This is a genomic window from Croceicoccus marinus (assembly GCF_001661675.2).
Classification (GTDB): Bacteria; Pseudomonadota; Alphaproteobacteria; order Sphingomonadales; family Sphingomonadaceae; genus Croceicoccus; species Croceicoccus marinus.
This window is the reverse complement of the sequence record NZ_CP019602.1, coordinates 2,254,626-2,271,859: the sequence shown is the minus strand read 5'-3', so window position 1 is coordinate 2,271,859 and position 17,234 is coordinate 2,254,626. Positions and strand designations below refer to the sequence as shown.

The window sequence follows — 17,234 nt, the reverse complement described above, 5'->3', positions numbered from 1 at the left end:
GAGGCTTCAATGACGCGGGAGTCTTAACTTGCCATGCGCGGGGAACTTCGCGTTGTTGCCTAGGCCGGTTTCACCGCCGCTTAACGATTGCACAGCCGGCGGTCGCGCGGATCGCGCCAGAAGCTGAAGACCGTGAACAGGCCGAGCATGGCAAGCGCCAGCCCGGCGAAGGTCAGCGCCAGCTTCCACGCGGTGCCGCCGACCTTGCCCGAATGCACCGGATAGAATTTCTCCGACACGGCATCCTTGTCGAGCGTGCCGACCGGGGCGTCGATGACGATCGTTCCGCCCGTTTCCCGCAGATAGGTGCGGCCATTGGGCGTCCATTCGAAATCCTGCCGCAGGCGAAGGACCAGCCCGTCTTCGGTGAACTGCAGCCTGCGGGGCTGGGCCGCGGGATAGATGCTGGCTGCCTGCGTCAGCAATTGCGCGGGGTTGCCCGGCTCGATGCGCGATTCGCCGTCCTGTTTCGCGGGCGCTCTGTCGCTGAACGGCGCGGTCAGTGCAGCCTTGACCGGCTGGAAAATCATGGCAGCGCCGGTCAGGAACAGCACCGCGAGCAGCGGAGCGGCCACGATGCCGAGGTCGCGGTGCTGGCGAACGATCGCGCTGCGGCTGAACCGTTTGGGCCATAGGCGAAAGGCGAAGGTGCGGCGGGTGCGCCACCAGATGAACGCACCGGACACGACGAAGAACAGCCCCGCCAAGCCCACCAACCCGGCAATGATCTCGCCCGTTTCGCCCGCCAGCAGATGGTGGTGGAGGTCGAACAGCCACAGCTCGGGCCGTTCCCATCCGTTCTGCCACTGGACGGCGATCCGGCCGCCGCTGTCGATATAGGCGCCGCCGCCGTCGGCATAGATGGCCTGGTGTAGCCCGAAGCCGTCGCTGGCGAAGGTGATGCGGTCGAGCGCCGGTGCGTGATCGCGCGCGGCTTCGACGATCGGGGCCAGCGCCTTTGCATCGCCTGCGGGCGCGGCATCGGCGCCGGGTATGGCGATCCACGCCTCCTCCCACACCAGCGCGGTGCCGGATAGGGCCAGCACGATCAGCACCAGGCCCAGCACCGCGCCCAGCCAGCGGTGCAGCCATATCAGCAAGCGCATCACCGTGCGCTCCCTTAGAACACGCTTTGCAGCGAAAGCGTCATCGTGCGCCCCCGGCCCGCGAAATAGCGGCTGTCGTCGCCGGTCCGCACGGTATCGCTGTCATAGGTCAGGTAATATTCGTCGAGAGCATTCTGGACGCCCAGCGACAGCAGCCCGAAATCGGCGCGATAGCCGACATAGGCGTCGAGCAGCGCATAGCCTTCGAACGCGGCATCGGCGGGCTGTCCTTCGAAGCTGCGGGCGAGGTAGAAGCGTGCCTGTGCGCGTGCACTGAACCGTCCGGTGCCATAATCCGCCGCCAGATTGACGCGATCGGGCGCGATATTGGCACCGTCGAGGTCGGCTTCGAGCACGCCGTCGCCATCGTCGTCGGTGCGCCCGATCAGATGGCTGTATCCGACCGACAGTTCCAGTCCCGGCACGGGGGTCTGGCTGCTCAGGCTGAGTTCCAGCCCCTCGATATCGACGGGCGCGCGCACCACTTCGAAGATGCCGTCGCCGGACAGCACCAGCCGCGAGCCGAGGTCGCTGGACGACCAGAAATAGCTGGCGTTGGCGCTTAGCGGGCCGCGCTCCACCTCGACCCCCAGTTCGCGGTTGTTCGAGATCACGGGTTCGAGCGAGACATAATCGTCGATGTCGACGCCCGCATCGGTGATGCCGCGCAGGATGCGGCCCACGTCGGCGATGGTATAGCCCTGCGCATAGCTGGCATAGCCGCGCACGCCGCTAACGGGTTCTACGACGACGCCGCCGTTCAGCAGAATCTTGCTGAACGACGGGCTGCCGCCCTCCACCGGATTGCCGCCATAGGATGCCAGCGTGGTATAGTCGTCGACGGTCAGCTTCACATCCTCGTGCCGCAGGCCGCCCGCAAGGCGCAGCACGCCGTCCAGCAGCTTCCAGTTGGCCTGCGCGAAGGGGGCGAGGCTGCGGAACTCGGTCTCGGGCACCCAGGCGCGGCCGGTCTGGGCCAGCGTCTGCTCGGTCGTGTCGAACAAGGCGTCGAAGCCCAGCGTGAGGACCAGATCGTCATAGCCCGGCAGCGCGCGTTCATAGCTGATCTTGCCGCCCAGCTTGCGCGACCTGTTGGCCGACTGGTCGAACAGCTGGCCGGCGGGGTCGATCGCGGGATCCTGGAAGGTGGAGAACACGCCCCCGCCGAACACGTCGCGCGTGCGGTTGTAGAAGCCCTGCAGCGCCAGCACGCCGCCGCCCAGATCGCCATGGCTGAACGAGGCGGAGAGCATGTCTGCCCTGTTCGACGGGGGATCGCCCGGCGTCTGGCCCCTGATGCTGGATGCGGGGACGCCGGCGTCGCGGTCGCCGGGGACGAGGACATAGTTGTTGTTGCCCTCCAGTTCGAAATGATTGGCGATCAGCTCCAGCCGCGCATCGTCCGACAGCTGGTAGCCCAGCCTTCCGAACGCGGACCAGCTGTCGCTGTCCTGGATCTCGCCCTGCGTGCCATCGACGCCGATGCGGTTGCCGCGCCCGTCGATGAACGCGCCGCGCCGCTGAAATGCCCCGCCGAACGACGCATCGAACGCGCCCGCGCGCCAGCCGGCCAGCGCAGCGGCCTTGCCGCCCAGGCTCTCGCCCCCGAAACCGTCCGCCGCCGACCCTTGCACCAGCGTGCGGATGGTGGCGCCGTCCGCGGCGGGCGCGGGAACGGTGACCTGGTTGACCACGCCGCCGGTGCCGCCGATCCCCTGCAAGGCGTTCGAGCCATAGATCACTTCCACCCCGTCGATGAAGAACGGGTCGATGGTATAGCCGTCGCGCGATCCGTCGCGGATCGGGGTCGATTGCGGGATGCCGTTGATCGCATAGAGCGGCGAGCGGCCGCGCAGGCTCTCGCCCGCTCCGCTCAGCTTCTCGCGGGTCGGCGAGAACGAGGGCAGCAGCGCCGAGACCGCATCCACCGTCGAGCCCGAGATGACGAGCTGGCGGTCCAGCGCCTCGGTATCGATGACGTCATTGGTGAGGGGCAGGGCGCTGACCGGCAACCGGGTGCGCGCGGCGGATACGACGATATCGTCGCCGCCGGGTTCGGTCGCGGATGGGTCCGTCTGGGCGTGGGCTGGATTGGCCAGGGCCAGGGCCAGGATCAGGGTCAGGCTGGCAGTGCCGGCGGCCTGGAAAGTCGAAACGCGCATGGGTGCTCCCGTTGATGTCGGGGGGCGACTAACGCTAATGCGAATGTATTTCAATAGCGGTGTGTGTGACACGGCTCACCGGCAGCTCGGGTGCCATATCGGGGCCGTCTCGATCTGCGCTCTTGGCGCGGCGGTGCGGGCGTGGCAGACGCCGGGGACAAGACCGCCGGGGCCGCGATGCGCCCGCGGCGGATGATGGAGATAGAATGACCGATCGCAAGGAACCGCCGGTCGAGCCGGGCCAGCCCGGCCCGCACGGCAAACCCGAACACGCCGACCGCGAGCTGACGCCGCGCAAGTTCTATCGCGCAGAGGACGAGGCGGCCTTCAGCGAGGCCGCGCCCAACGACACGGTGCAGACCCGCCACCCGGCTTACCGGCTGGCGTTCCAGGATACCGACTTCCTTTTGCGCGAGGATCTGCGCCCGGTCCGCTTCCAGCTGGAATTGCTGAAGGCCGAGACCATGCTGGAAGAGGCGGGCGTGGGTTCCACGCTGGTCATCTATGGCTCCGCGCGGATCCCGTCGCCCGAGCGCGTCGACGAGATGCTGGCGACTGCCGACGAGGATCCGCGCGGCCGCAAGGTGATCGAGAACCTGGTCGCCAAGGCCCGCTATTACGACGAGGCGCGGCGGCTGGCCTTCATGGCCAGTTCCTGCGCGGTGATAGAGGACGGGCAGCGCCAGTTCGTCGTCACCTCGGGCGGCGGGCCCGCCATCATGGAAGCGGCCAATCGCGGCGCGGGCGAGGCGGGGGCCGAGAGCATCGGTCTGAACATCGTGCTGCCGCACGAGCAGGCGCCGAATGAATATGTCACCCCGCGCTTGTCGTTCCAGTTCCATTATTTCGCGCTGCGCAAGATGCATTTCCTGCTGCGCGCCCGCGCGGTGGCGGTGTTCCCCGGCGGCTTCGGCACGTTCGATGAGTTCTTCGAGCTGATCACGCTGATCCAGACCGGCAAGATGAAGCCGATCCCGATCTTCCTGTTCGGCAAGGATTTCTGGAACAAGGTGGTCGATTTCGACGCGCTGGCGGATGAGGGCGTGATCAGCCGCGAGGACCTGAAACTGTTCCGCATCGTCGAAACGGCGGAGGAAGCGTGGGAGCGTATCGTCGGCTTCTACAAGCTGTCGTGCCCCGTCACGATCCCGATCCCCGAGAAGATGGCGGTCTAGCCCCGCACCGCCTGTTGCCCCAGCGGGCCGCTCCCTCGGCCAAGGCCGGGCGCGGCCAGCATGGCGGCGCGGGTGAAGGCGCGCGCCTGCTCTATCGCCGCGACGAGGCCCAGGTCTGCACCGAGACCCGCGGCGATCGCGCTGGCCAAGGTGCAGCCGGTGCCGTGGGTATGGCGCGTGTCGATTCGCGGGCTCTGCCACGACAGCGGATCGCGGCCGGGGCGGTGGAGCGTGTCAGTCACCGGATCGTCCGGCGCATCGCCGCCCTTGGCAAGGAAGGCGATGCCCCTTGCCGCCAGCGCCCCGGTCCCGCCCAGCGCATCCAGTTCGGGCACGTTGGGCGTGGTCAGCGTTGCCAGCGCCATCAGCCGCTCGAACGCCGCAACCGTCGCCTTGTCCGCCAGTACCGAACCGCTGGTGGCGACCATTACCGGATCGAACACCACCGGCGCGTCGACATCGTCCAGCAGGTCGGCGACCGCTTCGGCAATCGCGGGCGATCCCAGCATGCCGATCTTGACCGCGTCCACGCCGATGTCGCCGATGCAGCTGCGCGCCTGTGCGATGACCATTTCGGGCGGCAGCACCTCCACCGCCTGAACGCCCAGCGTGTTCTGCGCGGTGATGGCGGTGATCGCGGTCATTGCATGGCCGCCCAGCATGGTGATCGTCTTGATGTCTGCCTGAATGCCCGCTCCACCCGACGAGTCCGAGCCGGCGATGACCAATATGCGCGGGGTTTTCATTCGGGGATGCTCATTTGCGGGCCAGGTGGTCCTGCACATGCTTGCTGCGCGTGGGGCGATCGGTCAGTTCGCCGTCGCAATTGGGGCAGGTGTCGTCCAGCGCTTCGGCGCAGGGCGCGCAGAACGTGCATTCCAGGCTGCAGATGAAGGCGCCATGCGCCTCGGCGGGCAGCGCCTCGCCGCAGCGTTCGCAGGATACGCGCATTTCCAGCATCGGTTCGCCTCCTATGCCCCGACGACCGCGTCGCAGATCGCGTCGACGACGCTGTTGACCTCGCCCTCGTCGTCGCCTTCGGCCATGACGCGGATGACGGGTTCGGTGCCCGACTTGCGGATCACCAGACGCCCGCGGCCTTCCAGCTGCGCTTCGGCATCGGCGATCAGCTTGCGAACCGCGTCGGTTTCCAGCGGATTGCCGGCAAAGCGCACGTTCTTGAGCACTTGCGGTACGGGATCGAACAGATGCAGCATCTCGCTCGCCCGCTTGCCCGATGCGACCAGCGCGGCCAGCACCTGCAACGCCGCGACCGTGCCGTCGCCGGTCGTCGCATGGTCGAGCAGGATCATGTGGCCCGATTGCTCTCCGCCAACGTTGAAACCGCCGCTGCGCATCTTCTCGAGCACATAGCGGTCGCCCACGGCGGTTCGGACCAGCGACAGCCCTTCGCCTTCCAGAAACCGTTCCAGCCCCAGGTTGCTCATCACCGTGGCGACCACGCCGCCGCCGCGCAGCCGCCCGTCGCGGTTCCAGTCGCGGCCGATCAGCGCCATGATCTGGTCACCATCGACCGTGCGGCCCTTTTCGTCGACCACGATCAGCCGGTCGGCATCGCCGTCCAGCGCGATGCCGATATCCGCGCCTTCGGCCACCACGCGTTCCTGCAAGGCGCCGGGCGAAGTCGAACCGACACCGTCGTTGATGTTGAGGCCGTTGGGCTCCACCCCCATCGCGATCACTTCTGCGCCCAGTTCCCACAGCGCCGGAGGCGTCACGTCATAGGCCGCGCCATTGGCGCAATCGACCACGATCTTCAGCCCGTCGAGCCGCATGTCTGTCGCCAGCGAGTTCTTGACCCCGTGGATATAGCGCCCGCGCGCATCGTCGATCCGCCGCGCGCGGCCGATGTCCCTGGACGGCACCAGCAATTGTTCCTGGTCCAGCATCAGCTCGACCGCCAGCTCGTCCTCGTCCGACAGCTTGAAGCCGTCGGGGCCGAACAGCTTGATGCCGTTATCCTCGAACGGATTGTGGCTGGCCGAGATCATCACCCCCAGATCGGCGCGCATCGACCGTGCCAGCAGCGCCACCGCGGGGGTGGGCATCGGGCCAAGCAGCACCACGTCCATGCCCACGCTGGTGAAACCCGCCACCATCGCGCTTTCCATCATGTAACCCGACAGGCGGGTGTCCTTGCCGATGACCACGCGGTGCTTGTGATCGCCGCGCAGGAAATAGGTGCCCGCCGCCTGGCCCACCTTCATCGCCATCGTGGCGGTCATGTTGCCGGTGTTGGTGCGGCCGCGGATGCCGTCGGTGCCGAAATATTTACGTCCCAAGTCGAAAGCCTTCAGTTCGGATCAAGCGTCTTGCACGCGGGGCCGCGCGCCTCCATGGAAAACCTCCCATGAAATCGCTTCATGTCACCTGCGGGCAGCGCAGGAAAGGGGGACCATCATTCCGGACGACATCGCGCAGCACCAGCCGGACGCAAAACCGCGCCATTCGGCCACGCTGGAGACGCCCGATATCCGCATGCCCACCTGGCTGACGCTGGGCGGGCTGCTGGCGGGCATCGTGCTGGGCGCCTATGCGCGGCGTGCGGGGGGAGAGGGCTGGATCGAGGCGGTGCTGAGCCCGATCGGCACCTTGTGGCTGAACGCGCTGCAGATCACCATCGTGCCGCTGGTCGCATCGCTGGTGATAACAGGCATGATGCACATGGCCCGCGCGGCGCAGGCGGGGCGCATGGCCGCGCTGACGCTGGGCACATTCGCGTCGATCCTGGTGGGGGGAGCGGTCATGGCCGCCTTCCTGACGCCCGCGATCCTGGCGGCCTTTCCCGTGCCCGAAGGGGTGGCGGAAGGCTTCGCCGCCGATCTCGCCAATGTCGAGGCAGGGCCGCTGCCCGCGTTCGGCGATTTCCTGACATCGTTCATTCCCACCAACATCATCGCCGCCGCGGCGGAGACCGCGATGATACCGGTGGTGATCTTCGCCGCCGCGCTGGCCATCGCGGCGACGCGGCTGGGACCGATCCAGCGCGATGCCATTGCCGTGTTCTTCGCCAGCATCGCCAATGCCATGCTGGTGATCATCGGCTGGGTGCTGAAGGTCGCGCCGCTGGGCGTGTTCGCGCTGGGCGCGCGGCTGGGCGCGAATGTGGGGCTTAGCGCGGTGGCGACGCTGGGGCATTACATTCTGGTCGTGTCGGCCATCGGCGTGGCGGTGTTCGCGGCGGCCTATCTGATTGCCGCGATCAAGGGCAGGGCGGGGCTGCCCGCCTTCGTGCGCGCAATCCTGCCCTCGCAGGCGGTGGCGCTGTCGACGCAGAGCTCGCTCGCCAGCCTGCCGCCGATGCTGGCGGCGGCGCGGCGGTTGGGCATTGCCGAGGATACGGCCGATTTCGTGCTGCCCATGGCCGTCACCGTGTTCCGTGCGACGGGCCCCGCGATGAACCTGGCGGTCGCGATCTATACCGCGCATCTGCTGGACTTCGAACTGGGCGCGGCGGCGATCTTCGCAGGCATCGTCGTCGCATCGCTGACGACGCTGGGATCGGCATCGCTGCCCGGATCGATCAGCTTCGTATCCGCGATCGGGCCCATCTCGATCGCGATGGGTCTGCCGGTCGCGCCGCTGGCCATACTGGTCGCGGTCGAGGTTCTGCCCGACATCGTGCGGACCATCGCGAATGTCACGATGAATGTTGCGGTAACCGGCGCGATCGATCGCCATGCGCCTGCCGCAGCGGGCAATGACGCATGATGATTTCAAAATCCTGCCAGAAAACCCTTTTTCGCAACTCGATCGGCCCTTGTGGATTGGTATGAGGAGCCCCAAGTCCCTCCCCGCGAGATCAACAGGAGAAAACACATGGCAATTGCCTTTCCCGACCTTCCCTATTCCCACGACGCGCTGAGCCCGGCGATTTCCGATGAAACGCTGAAGACGCACCACGGCAAGCATCACAAGGCCTATGTGGACAAGACCAATGCCGCGATCGAAGGCACCGACTTGGCCGATGCGCCGCTGGAAGAGATCATCGCCAGCGCCGATTCCAAGGGCAATTCAGGCCTGTTCAACAATTCGGCGCAGAGCTGGAACCACGCGTTCTACTGGCATTCGATGGCGCCCAGCGGCGGCAAGCCGTCGGGCGACCTGGCTTCGGCCATCGACAGCGCGTTCGGCTCGCTCGACGCCCTGGTCGAGAAGCTGCAGTCGGCAGGCGCCGGCCACTTCGCCAGCGGCTGGGTCTGGCTCGCCGCCGATTCCAGCGGCAAGCTGTCGATCGAGGAAACGCATGACGCGGGCACGCTCGCCATCGGCGACAAGAACCCGCTGCTCACGCTCGACGTGTGGGAGCATGCCTATTACCTCGACCACAAGAACGTGCGTCCCGACTATCTGAAGGCGGTTTCGACCGGCCACATCAACTGGGACTTCGCGGCAGAGAACTATGCGCGCGGCAGCACCTGGACCTATCCGTCCTGAAGCTGCGCGTCAGCGAAGACTTAATGAAAGGGGCCGGGCGGAAACGTCCGGCCCCTTTTCGTTGGCGGGTCTTGGCGAGTCGTTGGTGCGGGGTCAGTCGCGCCCTTCGTCGGGCTGGACGAACAGCGGTTCGCCGAACAGGAAGCCGACGATATTGGGATGGCCCAGGTGCTGGAAGATCGCGATCAGCGTGATCAGGATCGGCACCGATAGCAGCGCGCCCAGCACGCCCCAGATCCAGGTGAAATAGCTGATCGCGATCAGGATCAGCACCGGATTTACGGTAAAGCGCTTGCCCAGGATCGCGGGCGTGACGACATTCGCCTCCACCGCGTGCAGCGCGAGATAGGCGCCTGCGGGCACCAGGCCCAGGATGATCGTTTCGGCCGTGCCCATGCCGACCAGCAGCAGGATGCCGGTCATGATCAGCGGCCCGACATAGGGCAGGAAGTTGAGCAGCGCGGCCAGCCCGCCCCACATCACCGGCGCATCCAGACCCAGCGCCCACGCGCCCAGCGCGGCCACCACGCCGACCCCCGCATTGATGAGGCCGACGGTGAGGATATAGCTCGCCACCCGGTCCTGCACGTCGCGGATCGCACGCGCGGCACGCAGCGATGAGGTGAACTCTGCCCGTTCGAGCAGCAGCCGGCGGCGCAGGCGCACGCGCGCCTCGATCATGAAGAACGCCATCAGGAAGGTCAGCAGCGTTTCGAGCACCAGCATCGGCGTCGCCAGCGCCACACGCTCGACCATCGAGGGGGTGGCGAGCACGACCTCACGCTCGCTGGTGCGGCCGGCCAGTCTTACGATGCGCTGGTTCAGCTCGTTGATCCAGTCGAGCTGGCCGCGGAACTGGGTGAATGTCTCGTCGATGGAGGCGACAAGCTGCGGCACCCGGTCGAACAGCGCGATGGCGGGGTTCAGGATGGTCGCCAATGCGATCACCACGATGGCGATGAAGACGATCACCGCCATGAAAGAGGCGATGATATTGGGCAGTCCCATGCGCGACAGGCTGTCGGCCAGCGGCGACAGCACGATCGTCAGCACCAGCGCCGTCACCAGCGGCAGGAACAGCACCGAACCGATCGACAGCACGAATGGCAGCGCCAGGAACAGTCCCAGGCCCAGGATCAGCAGCAGCGCCGATGCCAGCCGGTTGAGGTCGCGCGAGATCCAGATGACGGTGCGATTGGCGGCATTGTCATCATCGCCGTCGATTTCGAACCGGTCGATCAGGACCGGCTCGGCATTGACGCCGTCAGGCAGCTTTTCAGTCTTGGGTTCGGTAGAATCGTCCATGGCGGCCCCCCGGCCGGCGATCATCCCGCGAGGAAAACGCGAATCAGTTGTTCCCGTTTACCTGTGGTTCGGCCATGTCGTCGAGTTCGCCCATGATTGCGTTGTGCGCAACTGCGTCGCTGGTAGAACGCTGCGGAATATCGCCGTCGTCCAGCATCGCGTTCAGCGCCGACCGGGCGCGGCCCACCCGGCTCTTGATCGTGCCCACGGCGCAGCCGCAGATCTCTGCCGCTTCCTCATAGCTGAAGCCGCCCGCGCCCACGAGCAGCAGCGCCTCGCGCCGTTCGGGCGGAAGGGTCAGCAGCGCGCGGTGCATGTCCGACAGGTGCAGTGGGCCTTCCTGTCCGGCGGGTGCTGTCAGGATGCGTTCGGCCACCGTCTCGTCGTAATCGGCACGGAAACGGTTGCGGCGCATGTCGGTCAGATAGGCGTTGCGCAGGATCACGAAGGTCCAGGCGCGCATCGACGTGCCGGGCTGGAAACGCTCCTGCGCGGCCCATGCTTTCATCAGCGCTTCCTGCACCAGATCGTCGGCTAGGTCGGGACGGCCGCAAAGGCCGCGCGCGAAGGCGCGAAGATGTGGGATCACTTCGGTTAGCTCGCGCTTGAACTCGCGGGCGCGCTTTTCCTCGCTCATCGGCGGTTCGCTGCTGTGGGTGTCATTGACGCCGTCGTCGGCGTCGGCATCGGCTTCGCTGCCCTTCGCAGCGTCGGAACGATGGGCCATCAGGCGCCTTTACCCTTGGGCGGCGTCCGATCCGAAGATTGGCTCTGTTCGCTTGCGACCTTCGCGGCGTCATCATTGTCGTCGAACTTGGACAAGAGATCGCTGAACGTATCCGGCAAGGGTTCCTCGACGACCGAGTCGTACAGCTGGCGCAGTCCGGCGGCCCATTCAGGGCGCTTGCGGCTGCGCATCGGTTCGTCTGACATGTGTTCCTGTTTCACCCTGTTCTGACCTGTCATTCTAAAATCTAGGTGCGGCTGAACCCGCCTTCCACTTTCTTTGCGTCAAAGGCAATCCCGACGTTCCAGCCGGGGCCCGGTCGATACCATTTGGGTCAATACCAATCAGGTCCAAGCCCTTCCGGGGGCACCCAAAGCGTCCTGTGCTTCATGCCTTCGCTGCAAATTCCCTCGGCCTTAACCGCGCATTTGCAAATGGGGCTGCAACTGGGAACGAAAGGAGGGGACGATTGTTCCCGTCCACACTAACTTTGCACGTGAACTTCGCTTGAGCGCCCAATTCGAATCCGTGATGGAACGGGCTGGAAAGCGAGGGGTTTTTCGAATGATGTACGGTCGCGGCCGGTGGCCGGCCGAGTGATCGAGGGGCGTTCCAATCGCCGATGGAATGAACATGGGGACAGGTCGGCAAGCGTTGCGCTTTCCGCGCGCGGACCGCCGCCTGGGAGGCACGCTGCGATGGTTCTCGCGCTTTCCGAGGGCGCTGCCGCTTGCGATCTTCTTTACCATATTCACGATGACACTGCTGGGCGTGTGGGCGATCGAACGTGCGGAGAGCGAGGCTCGCCGCGCGGATCTAGAGCAACTGGCGGTAGAAGCATCCGCCGCGCTGGAACGCCGGGCCAATGCGAATGCGGCCTATCTGCGATCCGGCGCCGCGCTGTTCGCCACGCAGGACAACGTGGCGCCATCGATGTTCCAGACCTTCATCGGCCAGCTGCGGCTCGATTCCAATTTCCGCGGGGCGGATGGCATCGGCTGGGCGGCGCGGGTCGATGGCGCGGATATTCCGGAATTCGAACAGGCGATGGAGGAATCCGGCGCGACGGATTTCAAGGTCGAGCCGCTGCCGCGCGCCGACCAGGTCTATGCGGTGCCGGTCACCAACCTTCAGCCTGAGACTGCGCGCAATCGCCTTGCCATCGGCTATAACATGTTCTCGGAAGGCGTTCGCCGCAGCGCGATGATCGAGGCCGAGGAAACGGCCAGGCCCACCGCTTCGGGCAAGGTCGTGCTGAAGCAAGAGGCCGGTACCGAAGCGTCGGGCTTCCTGGTCTACATGCCCGTCTTCACCGCCGGCGAGGGCAATACGCGCGAGCTGCGGGGCTTTATCTACAGCCCGTTCAACGCGCAGGATTTCGTCGATTCCGCGCTGCAGGGGCTTGAAAACCGGCCGGTCCAGCTGGCGATCTATGACGAGGTCGTGGCACCAGACCGCCTGATGGCATCGCGCGTGACGGGCGAGCCCGGCGGCGAGAGCGTGGTGAAGCGAGTGGAAATCGCCAATCGCGAATGGGTCATGGTGCTGCAATCGCTTCAGCCCGCGGCGCTGAGCCGGCTGTCGCTGATCGCGCTGATCGCCGGTCTGGTCTGTTCCACGCTGGCGCTTGCGATCGCCTGGCTGCTGACGCGGCAGGCTGTGGAAGCGCGGCAAGTGATCGAACTGCTCGAGGAGCAGGCGGCGATCCGCAATTCCCTGACGCGCGAACTGAACCACCGGGTCAAGAACACGCTCGCCAACGTGCTGTCGATCGTCTCGCTTACGCGGCGACGGGCCGACAGCATTGAGAGCTTTGCCGAGTCGCTCGACGGCCGCATTCGCGCATTGTCCGCGACGCATGATCTGCTGACGCAGTCGGAATGGGGCACGACGCCGGTCCGCTCGGTGATCGAGGTCGAGATGGCCCCCTATGCACAGGGCCGCGATGCTGTGGTCGAGATGGACGGACCGCATGTCGAACTGGCGCCCAACGATGCGCTTTCGATGGGCCTGGCCATCCACGAACTGGCGACGAACGCGGCGAAATATGGCGCGCTGTCGACTGCCGAGGGGAAGGTCGAGGTGCTTTGGGAACTGGTGTCCGACGACCTCGTCCGCGTCCGCTGGCGCGAGAGCGGGGGGCCCGAGGTCCAGCAGGAACGCAAGCGTGGTTTCGGCACCGACCTGATCGAGAAGATCGTCGCGCACGAACTGCGCAATCCGGTCGAACTGATGTTCGAACCTTCGGGCGTGCGCTGCACCATGCTGATCCCGGTACGCTCGCCCGGCGAATTCATGCTGCGGGCCAAGCGCATGCAGCAGCGAATGGAGCGAGCGCGGAATACGCCGGAAGACTGATAGCCTGTACCGGCTTCCGATGGCGGGCAGCCCCGTGATGCAATTGAAAAGCGATCGCCGCACATGGCAAAACGCCCGGAAGCCGTGAGGCTCCGGGCGTCGGGCGTAGAACCGTGATTGCGATCAGGGCAGCGGGCGGCTCGATCCGAAGAACAGCGCCTGGCTGATCGCGGCGCGTACCGTGCTTTCCTGGAACGGCTTGGTGACCAGATAGGTCGGTTCGGGACGGTCGCCGGTCAGCAGCCGTTCCGGATAGGCGGTGATGAAGATTACGGGGACCGAATCGATGGCCAGGATATCGTCCACCGCGTCGAGGCCCGAAGACCCGTCGGCAAGCTGGATATCGGCCAGCACGAGGCCGGGCATCTGTTCCGCGATCACGGCCTGCGCCTGCGTGCGCGTCGCCGCGGTTCCGCAGATCTCGTGACCCAGCGAGCGGACAAGATCCTCAAGCTGCATCGAGATCAACGGCTCATCCTCGATGATGAGCACGTTGGTCGAGGATTCGCGATCGATCTCGCTCACCGCTTCCTGCACCAGGCTTTCGACATCGGCTTCGGACAGATCCATGATCTGGGCTGCCTGCGCGATCGAGAAATCCTCGAGCGTGGTCAGCAGCAGAGCCTGACGATTGAGCGGCGTGATCACCGCAAGGCGTTCCTGCGCGGCGGTCTCGTGATCGCCGATCATGTCGTCGCCATCGGCAACCTGCAGAAACGCGCTTGACCACAGCTTGCTGAAAGCGCGGTACAGAGGCACCCGCCCACCTTCGGCAAGACTTTCCTTCAGATCGGGATCGGCGAGGATCGCTTCGAGCGTGGCGCGCACGAAGGCGTCACCCGTGCTCTGCGATCCGGACAATGCGCGCGCGTAGCGCCGCAGATATGGAAGATTGGCGGCAACCTTGGCCCCAAGTGACATGAAAACCCTTCCCTATTTGGCAGTTCCGGCATCAACGATCTCGCCAGGCTTCGGTTCCCGAAGCAACTGGGTCAACGAACGCTATCCCTTATGTTGTTGCGGTTAAGCACGGAAACAATATGGAGATAAGCGAAAAGTGCCGCCGGACGGGCGGTTGGGGCGCGCATTCCGCACGCGAGGGGGATCGAAAGAGACATGAGGACAGGCGAAACGATGACACCATGCACGGGCTGCCCGTTGCTGGACTGTCCGGGCCTGAAGCAGATGGATGAAGAACGCCGGCGCGAGATCGAGACGTTCAAGCAGGGAGAAATCGTGCTGGAACGCGGCGGCCAGGTGCTGACGCAGGGAGCGAGAAGCAACGAGATCTATACCGTCCTGTCGGGCGTGCTGATCCGTTTCCGCCTGATGGAGGACGGACGCCGCCAGATCATCAACTTCCTGTTCCCCGGCGATCTTGTCGGGCTGCAGGCGATGCTCGACGAACCGATGACGCACGGGGTCGAGGCGCTGACCCCGGCGCGGCTGTGCATTTTCCCACGCGACCGCTTCATCGAGTTCGTCGGGCGCAATCCCGACATGGGCTATGACGTAATCTGGCTGGCCGCCAAGGAGGAGTCGGCGCTGGAGGAGCATCTGGTCGCGCTGGGCCAGCGCAATGCGCGCGAACGTATCGCCTATCTTGCATTGTTCATCGTCAAGCGCGCGGAAGGCACTTGCCTTGCCAGCGAGGGCAGGGTGGAAATTTCGGTCACGCAGGGGCAAGTGGCGGACATGCTGGGCCTGTCGCTGGTGCATACCAATCGGTCGATGCAATCGCTGCGGCGCGACGGGCTGGTGCGCTGGTCGCTGAACGCGATAGAGATCCCCGATCCGGAAGCAGTCAGCCGACTGGTGCATTACGACCCGGCGTTGTTCGGCCCGCGGCCCTATCTATAACGTTATCCCGCGAAAAGGGCAGGCGACTTGCTACCGGTTTCGCAGCGGCAAAAAAATCTTCACGTTGCTGGAACCGCATTGCGGGCAGTTCATTATAGGCTTGTCACCCACCGAGACCCCCTCCCGTCCAAAGCGGTTGGTGATACGATCCCGAAAGGCCTTCGCCCCACCCAAGGGGGCGGAGGCCTTTTTAATTGTCCGGCGTATCGTTGATCCGTGCCCTTGTCTGGACTGCGCGCATGCCAAATGGCGGCGCAACAGGCACCGCCCAGAATCGGCCCAAATTTTACGGATCAATCGTGCGAGATAGCGCCGCGCAGGCGCTGAAACAGGCCGGTGCGACGGGAGTCGCGCACGGCTTCGAGCAAGGCTTCGGGCGCGTAGGGCTTTACCAGCACCTTGCCCATTTCCTTGATCCCGTCGGGAATGGCCTGCGGATTGCCGGTCGAAAACACGATTCGCGGCACCTGAGGGCCCAGTTCGTTCACCAGCTCGGCCACTGCCCAGCCATCGTCGCGGTCGACCAGATGCACGTCGAGCACCAGCACGTCGGGACGCTTGCGTTCCAGCGCGGCAAGCGCCTGGCGCGTGCTGGAACAGACGGTCACTTCGGGCGATCCGCCGCCAAGAAGAATGTCTTCGAGGGAAAGCGCAAGGATGGGATCGTCCTCCACAACCAAGGCGGTGCCGATCCGGTAATCGGTCTCCCTGGCAGAGGTGGTCGGCATTCCTGGTAGTTCCCTGAAAATGGCCGTTTGCGCGGCCCTTGATAATGGCGGCTGGTGCATTGTCGATGGATAGGCCGAGACTGGCAATCCGGCGTGTTCTGCCTCCGCAACCTGAAAACGCGCGCCTGGGGCCGGAGGTTCCCGGAGCAGCCGCGGCAAAGAAGGGCTATTGCGCGAGCGACTTGCCATAGATCGTGTATTCGCGGTTCACCCGGGCGTCGATCGCCTCGGCAATGGCGTTCATCCCCTGGTTGTCGTCCAGGATCCAGCCGATCTCTCCGCGAACCGCACCATATTCCGTCACTGCGGCGCGGCGGATATATTCGATCATCATGAAAGCGAGCTGGCTGGCGAGGCGCGAGCTTTGCAGGTGCTTGCGAACGCCCATCAGCGGCACGCGCATGTCGGCGGGATAGGGCTTGCGCAGCCAGCGCAGCAGCTTAATCCAGCCGAACGGGAACAGCCTGCCGCCGATTTCCCGGATCGGGCGGTTGAGATTGGGCAAAGTCATCATGAAGGCGACCGGCTTGCCCTCGTACTCGGCGATGCGGATCAGATCCTCGAACACCAGCGGCTTCAGCTTCTTGCCGGTATGCTCGACCTCGGCATCGGTGATCGGCACGAAGCCCCAGTTACCCGACCACGCATCGTTCAGGATGTCGAGGATGAGCGCCGCTTCCTCGTCGAAGCGGCTCTTGTCGACCTTGCGGATGCGGATCTTGTCGTTTTTCTCACCCGAAGAGATGATGCGCTGGATCAGCTTGGGATATTCGACCCGCACGTCGAGGTCGTAGGTGCGCAGCATCTTGGCCGCTTCGTAACCCTGCCCCTCGACCCAAGGCTGGTAGTGCGCCTTGTGGTGGCCCATCATCACCATCGGCGAATGGTCGTGGCCCATGGTCAGCAGCCCCGGTTCCTCCCAGATCGACAGCGAGATCGGGGCGAGCACGCGGGTCATGCCCTTGCCGCGCAGCCATTCCTCCGCCCGTGCGATCAGCGCGGTGCAGACAGCTTCGTCCTCAGCCTCAAGCAGGCCCCACTGGCCGCAGCCGGGACCGAAGCCCTGTTCGGGCGGCATGTCGAGCGCCACACGGTCGATATGGGCCGAGATCCGCCCGACGATCCGGCCGTCGCGGCGAGCCAGGAACAGCTGGACGTCGGCATGCTGAAAGAACGGATTCTTCGCCGGATCGACCAGTGCCGCCGCTTCCGAGCGAAGCGGCGGTATCCAGTTCGGGTCGTCGGCGTTCAGCCTGTAGGCGAGATCGACGAATTGCTTGCGCTCGGCCCTGTCCGCCACAGGCGAGACAGTTACGCTGGCCACCGGCGCGACGGTGATCTCACCCATGTGTCGG

The 17,234-nt window shown here is 65.3% G+C and carries 16 protein-coding genes; 5 read left to right on the top strand and 11 right to left on the bottom strand.

Going from position 1 to position 17,234, the window contains the following annotated elements; all coding sequences use genetic code 11:
• Positions 1–80: 80 nt before the first annotated feature.
• Complete coding sequence (locus A9D14_RS10865; RefSeq protein ID WP_083987867.1) at positions 81–1,106, bottom strand: PepSY-associated TM helix domain-containing protein; 1,026 nt, start codon at positions 1,104–1,106, stop codon at positions 81–83.
• A gap of 14 nt (positions 1,107–1,120) precedes the next feature.
• Entirely contained in the window at positions 1,121–3,268 is a 2,148-nt protein-coding gene (locus tag A9D14_RS10860; RefSeq protein ID WP_066846286.1) for a TonB-dependent receptor, read from the bottom strand.
• Positions 3,269–3,474: 206 nt separating this feature from the next.
• Here A9D14_RS10860 and A9D14_RS10855 point away from each other — a divergent pair, with 206 nt between their 5' ends.
• Positions 3,475–4,443 (top strand): LOG family protein, encoded by a 969-nt coding sequence (locus A9D14_RS10855; protein WP_083987866.1) that lies wholly within the window; start codon positions 3,475–3,477, stop codon positions 4,441–4,443.
• Here A9D14_RS10855 and thiD read toward each other — a convergent pair.
• The 3 genes from thiD to glmM are packed head-to-tail and all read right to left on the bottom strand — an operon-like array spanning position 4,440 to position 6,746.
• Positions 4,440–5,189, bottom strand: a complete 750-nt coding sequence (gene thiD, locus A9D14_RS10850) for a bifunctional hydroxymethylpyrimidine kinase/phosphomethylpyrimidine kinase (protein WP_066846283.1) — start codon at positions 5,187–5,189, stop codon at positions 4,440–4,442. The two genes, A9D14_RS10855 and thiD, sit on opposite strands and share 4 nt — an antisense overlap.
• Positions 5,190–5,199: 10 nt before the next feature.
• Positions 5,200–5,403, bottom strand: a complete 204-nt coding sequence (locus A9D14_RS10845) for a DUF1272 domain-containing protein (protein WP_066846280.1) — start codon at positions 5,401–5,403, stop codon at positions 5,200–5,202.
• Between the two features lie 11 nt (positions 5,404–5,414).
• Positions 5,415–6,746 (bottom strand): phosphoglucosamine mutase, encoded by a 1,332-nt coding sequence (gene glmM, locus A9D14_RS10840; RefSeq protein ID WP_066846277.1) that lies wholly within the window; start codon positions 6,744–6,746, stop codon positions 5,415–5,417.
• 196 nt (positions 6,747–6,942) lie between these two features.
• Between glmM and A9D14_RS10835 the strand changes: the two genes are divergently transcribed.
• Together A9D14_RS10835 and A9D14_RS10830 are read left to right on the top strand one after the other, a co-directional pair.
• Positions 6,943–8,175, top strand: a complete 1,233-nt coding sequence (locus A9D14_RS10835; RefSeq protein WP_066846274.1) for a dicarboxylate/amino acid:cation symporter — start codon at positions 6,943–6,945, stop codon at positions 8,173–8,175.
• 108 nt (positions 8,176–8,283) lie between these two features.
• Positions 8,284–8,901: a superoxide dismutase gene (locus A9D14_RS10830; protein WP_066846273.1), complete on the top strand. Its 618-nt coding sequence runs from the start codon at positions 8,284–8,286 to the stop codon at positions 8,899–8,901.
• 93 nt (positions 8,902–8,994) lie between these two features.
• On the opposite strand, the gene A9D14_RS10825 is transcribed toward A9D14_RS10830, so the two are convergent.
• The 3 genes from A9D14_RS10825 to A9D14_RS10815 form a co-directional block, all read right to left on the bottom strand.
• Complete coding sequence (locus A9D14_RS10825) at positions 8,995–10,206, bottom strand: AI-2E family transporter (protein WP_083988047.1); 1,212 nt, start codon at positions 10,204–10,206, stop codon at positions 8,995–8,997.
• Positions 10,207–10,249: 43 nt separating this feature from the next.
• Positions 10,250–10,843 carry a sigma-70 family RNA polymerase sigma factor gene (locus tag A9D14_RS10820; RefSeq protein WP_066848941.1) on the bottom strand — a complete coding sequence of 198 codons (594 nt, stop codon included), beginning with the start codon at positions 10,841–10,843 and terminating at the stop codon, positions 10,250–10,252.
• Between the two features lie 89 nt (positions 10,844–10,932).
• A complete protein-coding gene (locus tag A9D14_RS10815) occupies positions 10,933–11,139 on the bottom strand; it encodes a NepR family anti-sigma factor (protein ID WP_087910498.1) in 207 nt (68 codons plus the stop codon).
• 427 nt (positions 11,140–11,566) lie between these two features.
• Between A9D14_RS10815 and A9D14_RS10810 the strand changes: the two genes are divergently transcribed.
• The gene (locus A9D14_RS10810) at positions 11,567–13,291 is read left to right on the top strand and encodes a CHASE domain-containing protein (protein ID WP_083988046.1); all 1,725 of its coding nucleotides are present in this window, start codon (positions 11,567–11,569) and stop codon (positions 13,289–13,291) included.
• 123 nt (positions 13,292–13,414) lie between these two features.
• Here A9D14_RS10810 and A9D14_RS10805 read toward each other — a convergent pair whose 3' ends face one another.
• Positions 13,415–14,212 carry a response regulator gene (locus A9D14_RS10805; protein ID WP_066846267.1) on the bottom strand — a complete coding sequence of 266 codons (798 nt, stop codon included), beginning with the start codon at positions 14,210–14,212 and terminating at the stop codon, positions 13,415–13,417.
• 213 nt (positions 14,213–14,425) lie between these two features.
• Between A9D14_RS10805 and A9D14_RS10800 the strand changes: the two genes are divergently transcribed.
• The gene (locus A9D14_RS10800) at positions 14,426–15,151 is read left to right on the top strand and encodes a Crp/Fnr family transcriptional regulator (protein WP_198302004.1); all 726 of its coding nucleotides are present in this window, start codon (positions 14,426–14,428) and stop codon (positions 15,149–15,151) included.
• 293 nt (positions 15,152–15,444) lie between these two features.
• Here A9D14_RS10800 and A9D14_RS10795 read toward each other — a convergent pair whose 3' ends face one another.
• Both A9D14_RS10795 and A9D14_RS10790 read right to left on the bottom strand, forming a co-directional pair.
• Complete coding sequence (locus A9D14_RS10795; RefSeq protein WP_066846263.1) at positions 15,445–15,879, bottom strand: response regulator; 435 nt, start codon at positions 15,877–15,879, stop codon at positions 15,445–15,447.
• Between the two features lie 166 nt (positions 15,880–16,045).
• Positions 16,046–17,227, bottom strand: a complete 1,182-nt coding sequence (locus A9D14_RS10790) for an N-acetyltransferase (protein WP_415877335.1) — start codon at positions 17,225–17,227, stop codon at positions 16,046–16,048.
• Positions 17,228–17,234 lie beyond the last annotated feature (7 nt).

What these genes read in the sequence shown, in the direction of transcription:
- A9D14_RS10865 (WP_083987867.1), bottom strand. Translation starts at nt 1,106, where the DNA reads ATGCGCTTGCTGATATGGCTGCACCGCTGGCTGGGCGCGGTGCTGGGC.
- A9D14_RS10860 (WP_066846286.1), bottom strand. Translation starts at nt 3,268, where the DNA reads ATGCGCGTTTCGACTTTCCAGGCCGCCGGCACTGCCAGCCTGACCCTG.
- A9D14_RS10855 (WP_083987866.1), top strand. Translation starts at nt 3,475, where the DNA reads ATGACCGATCGCAAGGAACCGCCGGTCGAGCCGGGCCAGCCCGGCCCG.
- thiD (WP_066846283.1), bottom strand. Translation starts at nt 5,189, where the DNA reads ATGAAAACCCCGCGCATATTGGTCATCGCCGGCTCGGACTCGTCGGGT.
- A9D14_RS10845 (WP_066846280.1), bottom strand. Translation starts at nt 5,403, where the DNA reads ATGCTGGAAATGCGCGTATCCTGCGAACGCTGCGGCGAGGCGCTGCCC.
- A9D14_RS10835 (WP_066846274.1), top strand. Translation starts at nt 6,943, where the DNA reads ATGCCCACCTGGCTGACGCTGGGCGGGCTGCTGGCGGGCATCGTGCTG.
- A9D14_RS10830 (WP_066846273.1), top strand. Translation starts at nt 8,284, where the DNA reads ATGGCAATTGCCTTTCCCGACCTTCCCTATTCCCACGACGCGCTGAGC.
- A9D14_RS10825 (WP_083988047.1), bottom strand. Translation starts at nt 10,206, where the DNA reads ATGGACGATTCTACCGAACCCAAGACTGAAAAGCTGCCTGACGGCGTC.
- A9D14_RS10820 (WP_066848941.1), bottom strand. Translation starts at nt 10,843, where the DNA reads ATGAGCGAGGAAAAGCGCGCCCGCGAGTTCAAGCGCGAGCTAACCGAA.
- A9D14_RS10815 (WP_087910498.1), bottom strand. Translation starts at nt 11,139, where the DNA reads ATGTCAGACGAACCGATGCGCAGCCGCAAGCGCCCTGAATGGGCCGCC.
- A9D14_RS10810 (WP_083988046.1), top strand. Translation starts at nt 11,567, where the DNA reads ATGGGGACAGGTCGGCAAGCGTTGCGCTTTCCGCGCGCGGACCGCCGC.
- A9D14_RS10805 (WP_066846267.1), bottom strand. Translation starts at nt 14,212, where the DNA reads ATGTCACTTGGGGCCAAGGTTGCCGCCAATCTTCCATATCTGCGGCGC.
- A9D14_RS10800 (WP_198302004.1), top strand. Translation starts at nt 14,426, where the DNA reads ATGACACCATGCACGGGCTGCCCGTTGCTGGACTGTCCGGGCCTGAAG.
- A9D14_RS10795 (WP_066846263.1), bottom strand. Translation starts at nt 15,879, where the DNA reads ATGCCGACCACCTCTGCCAGGGAGACCGATTACCGGATCGGCACCGCC.
- A9D14_RS10790 (WP_415877335.1), bottom strand. Translation starts at nt 17,227, where the DNA reads ATGGGTGAGATCACCGTCGCGCCGGTGGCCAGCGTAACTGTCTCGCCT.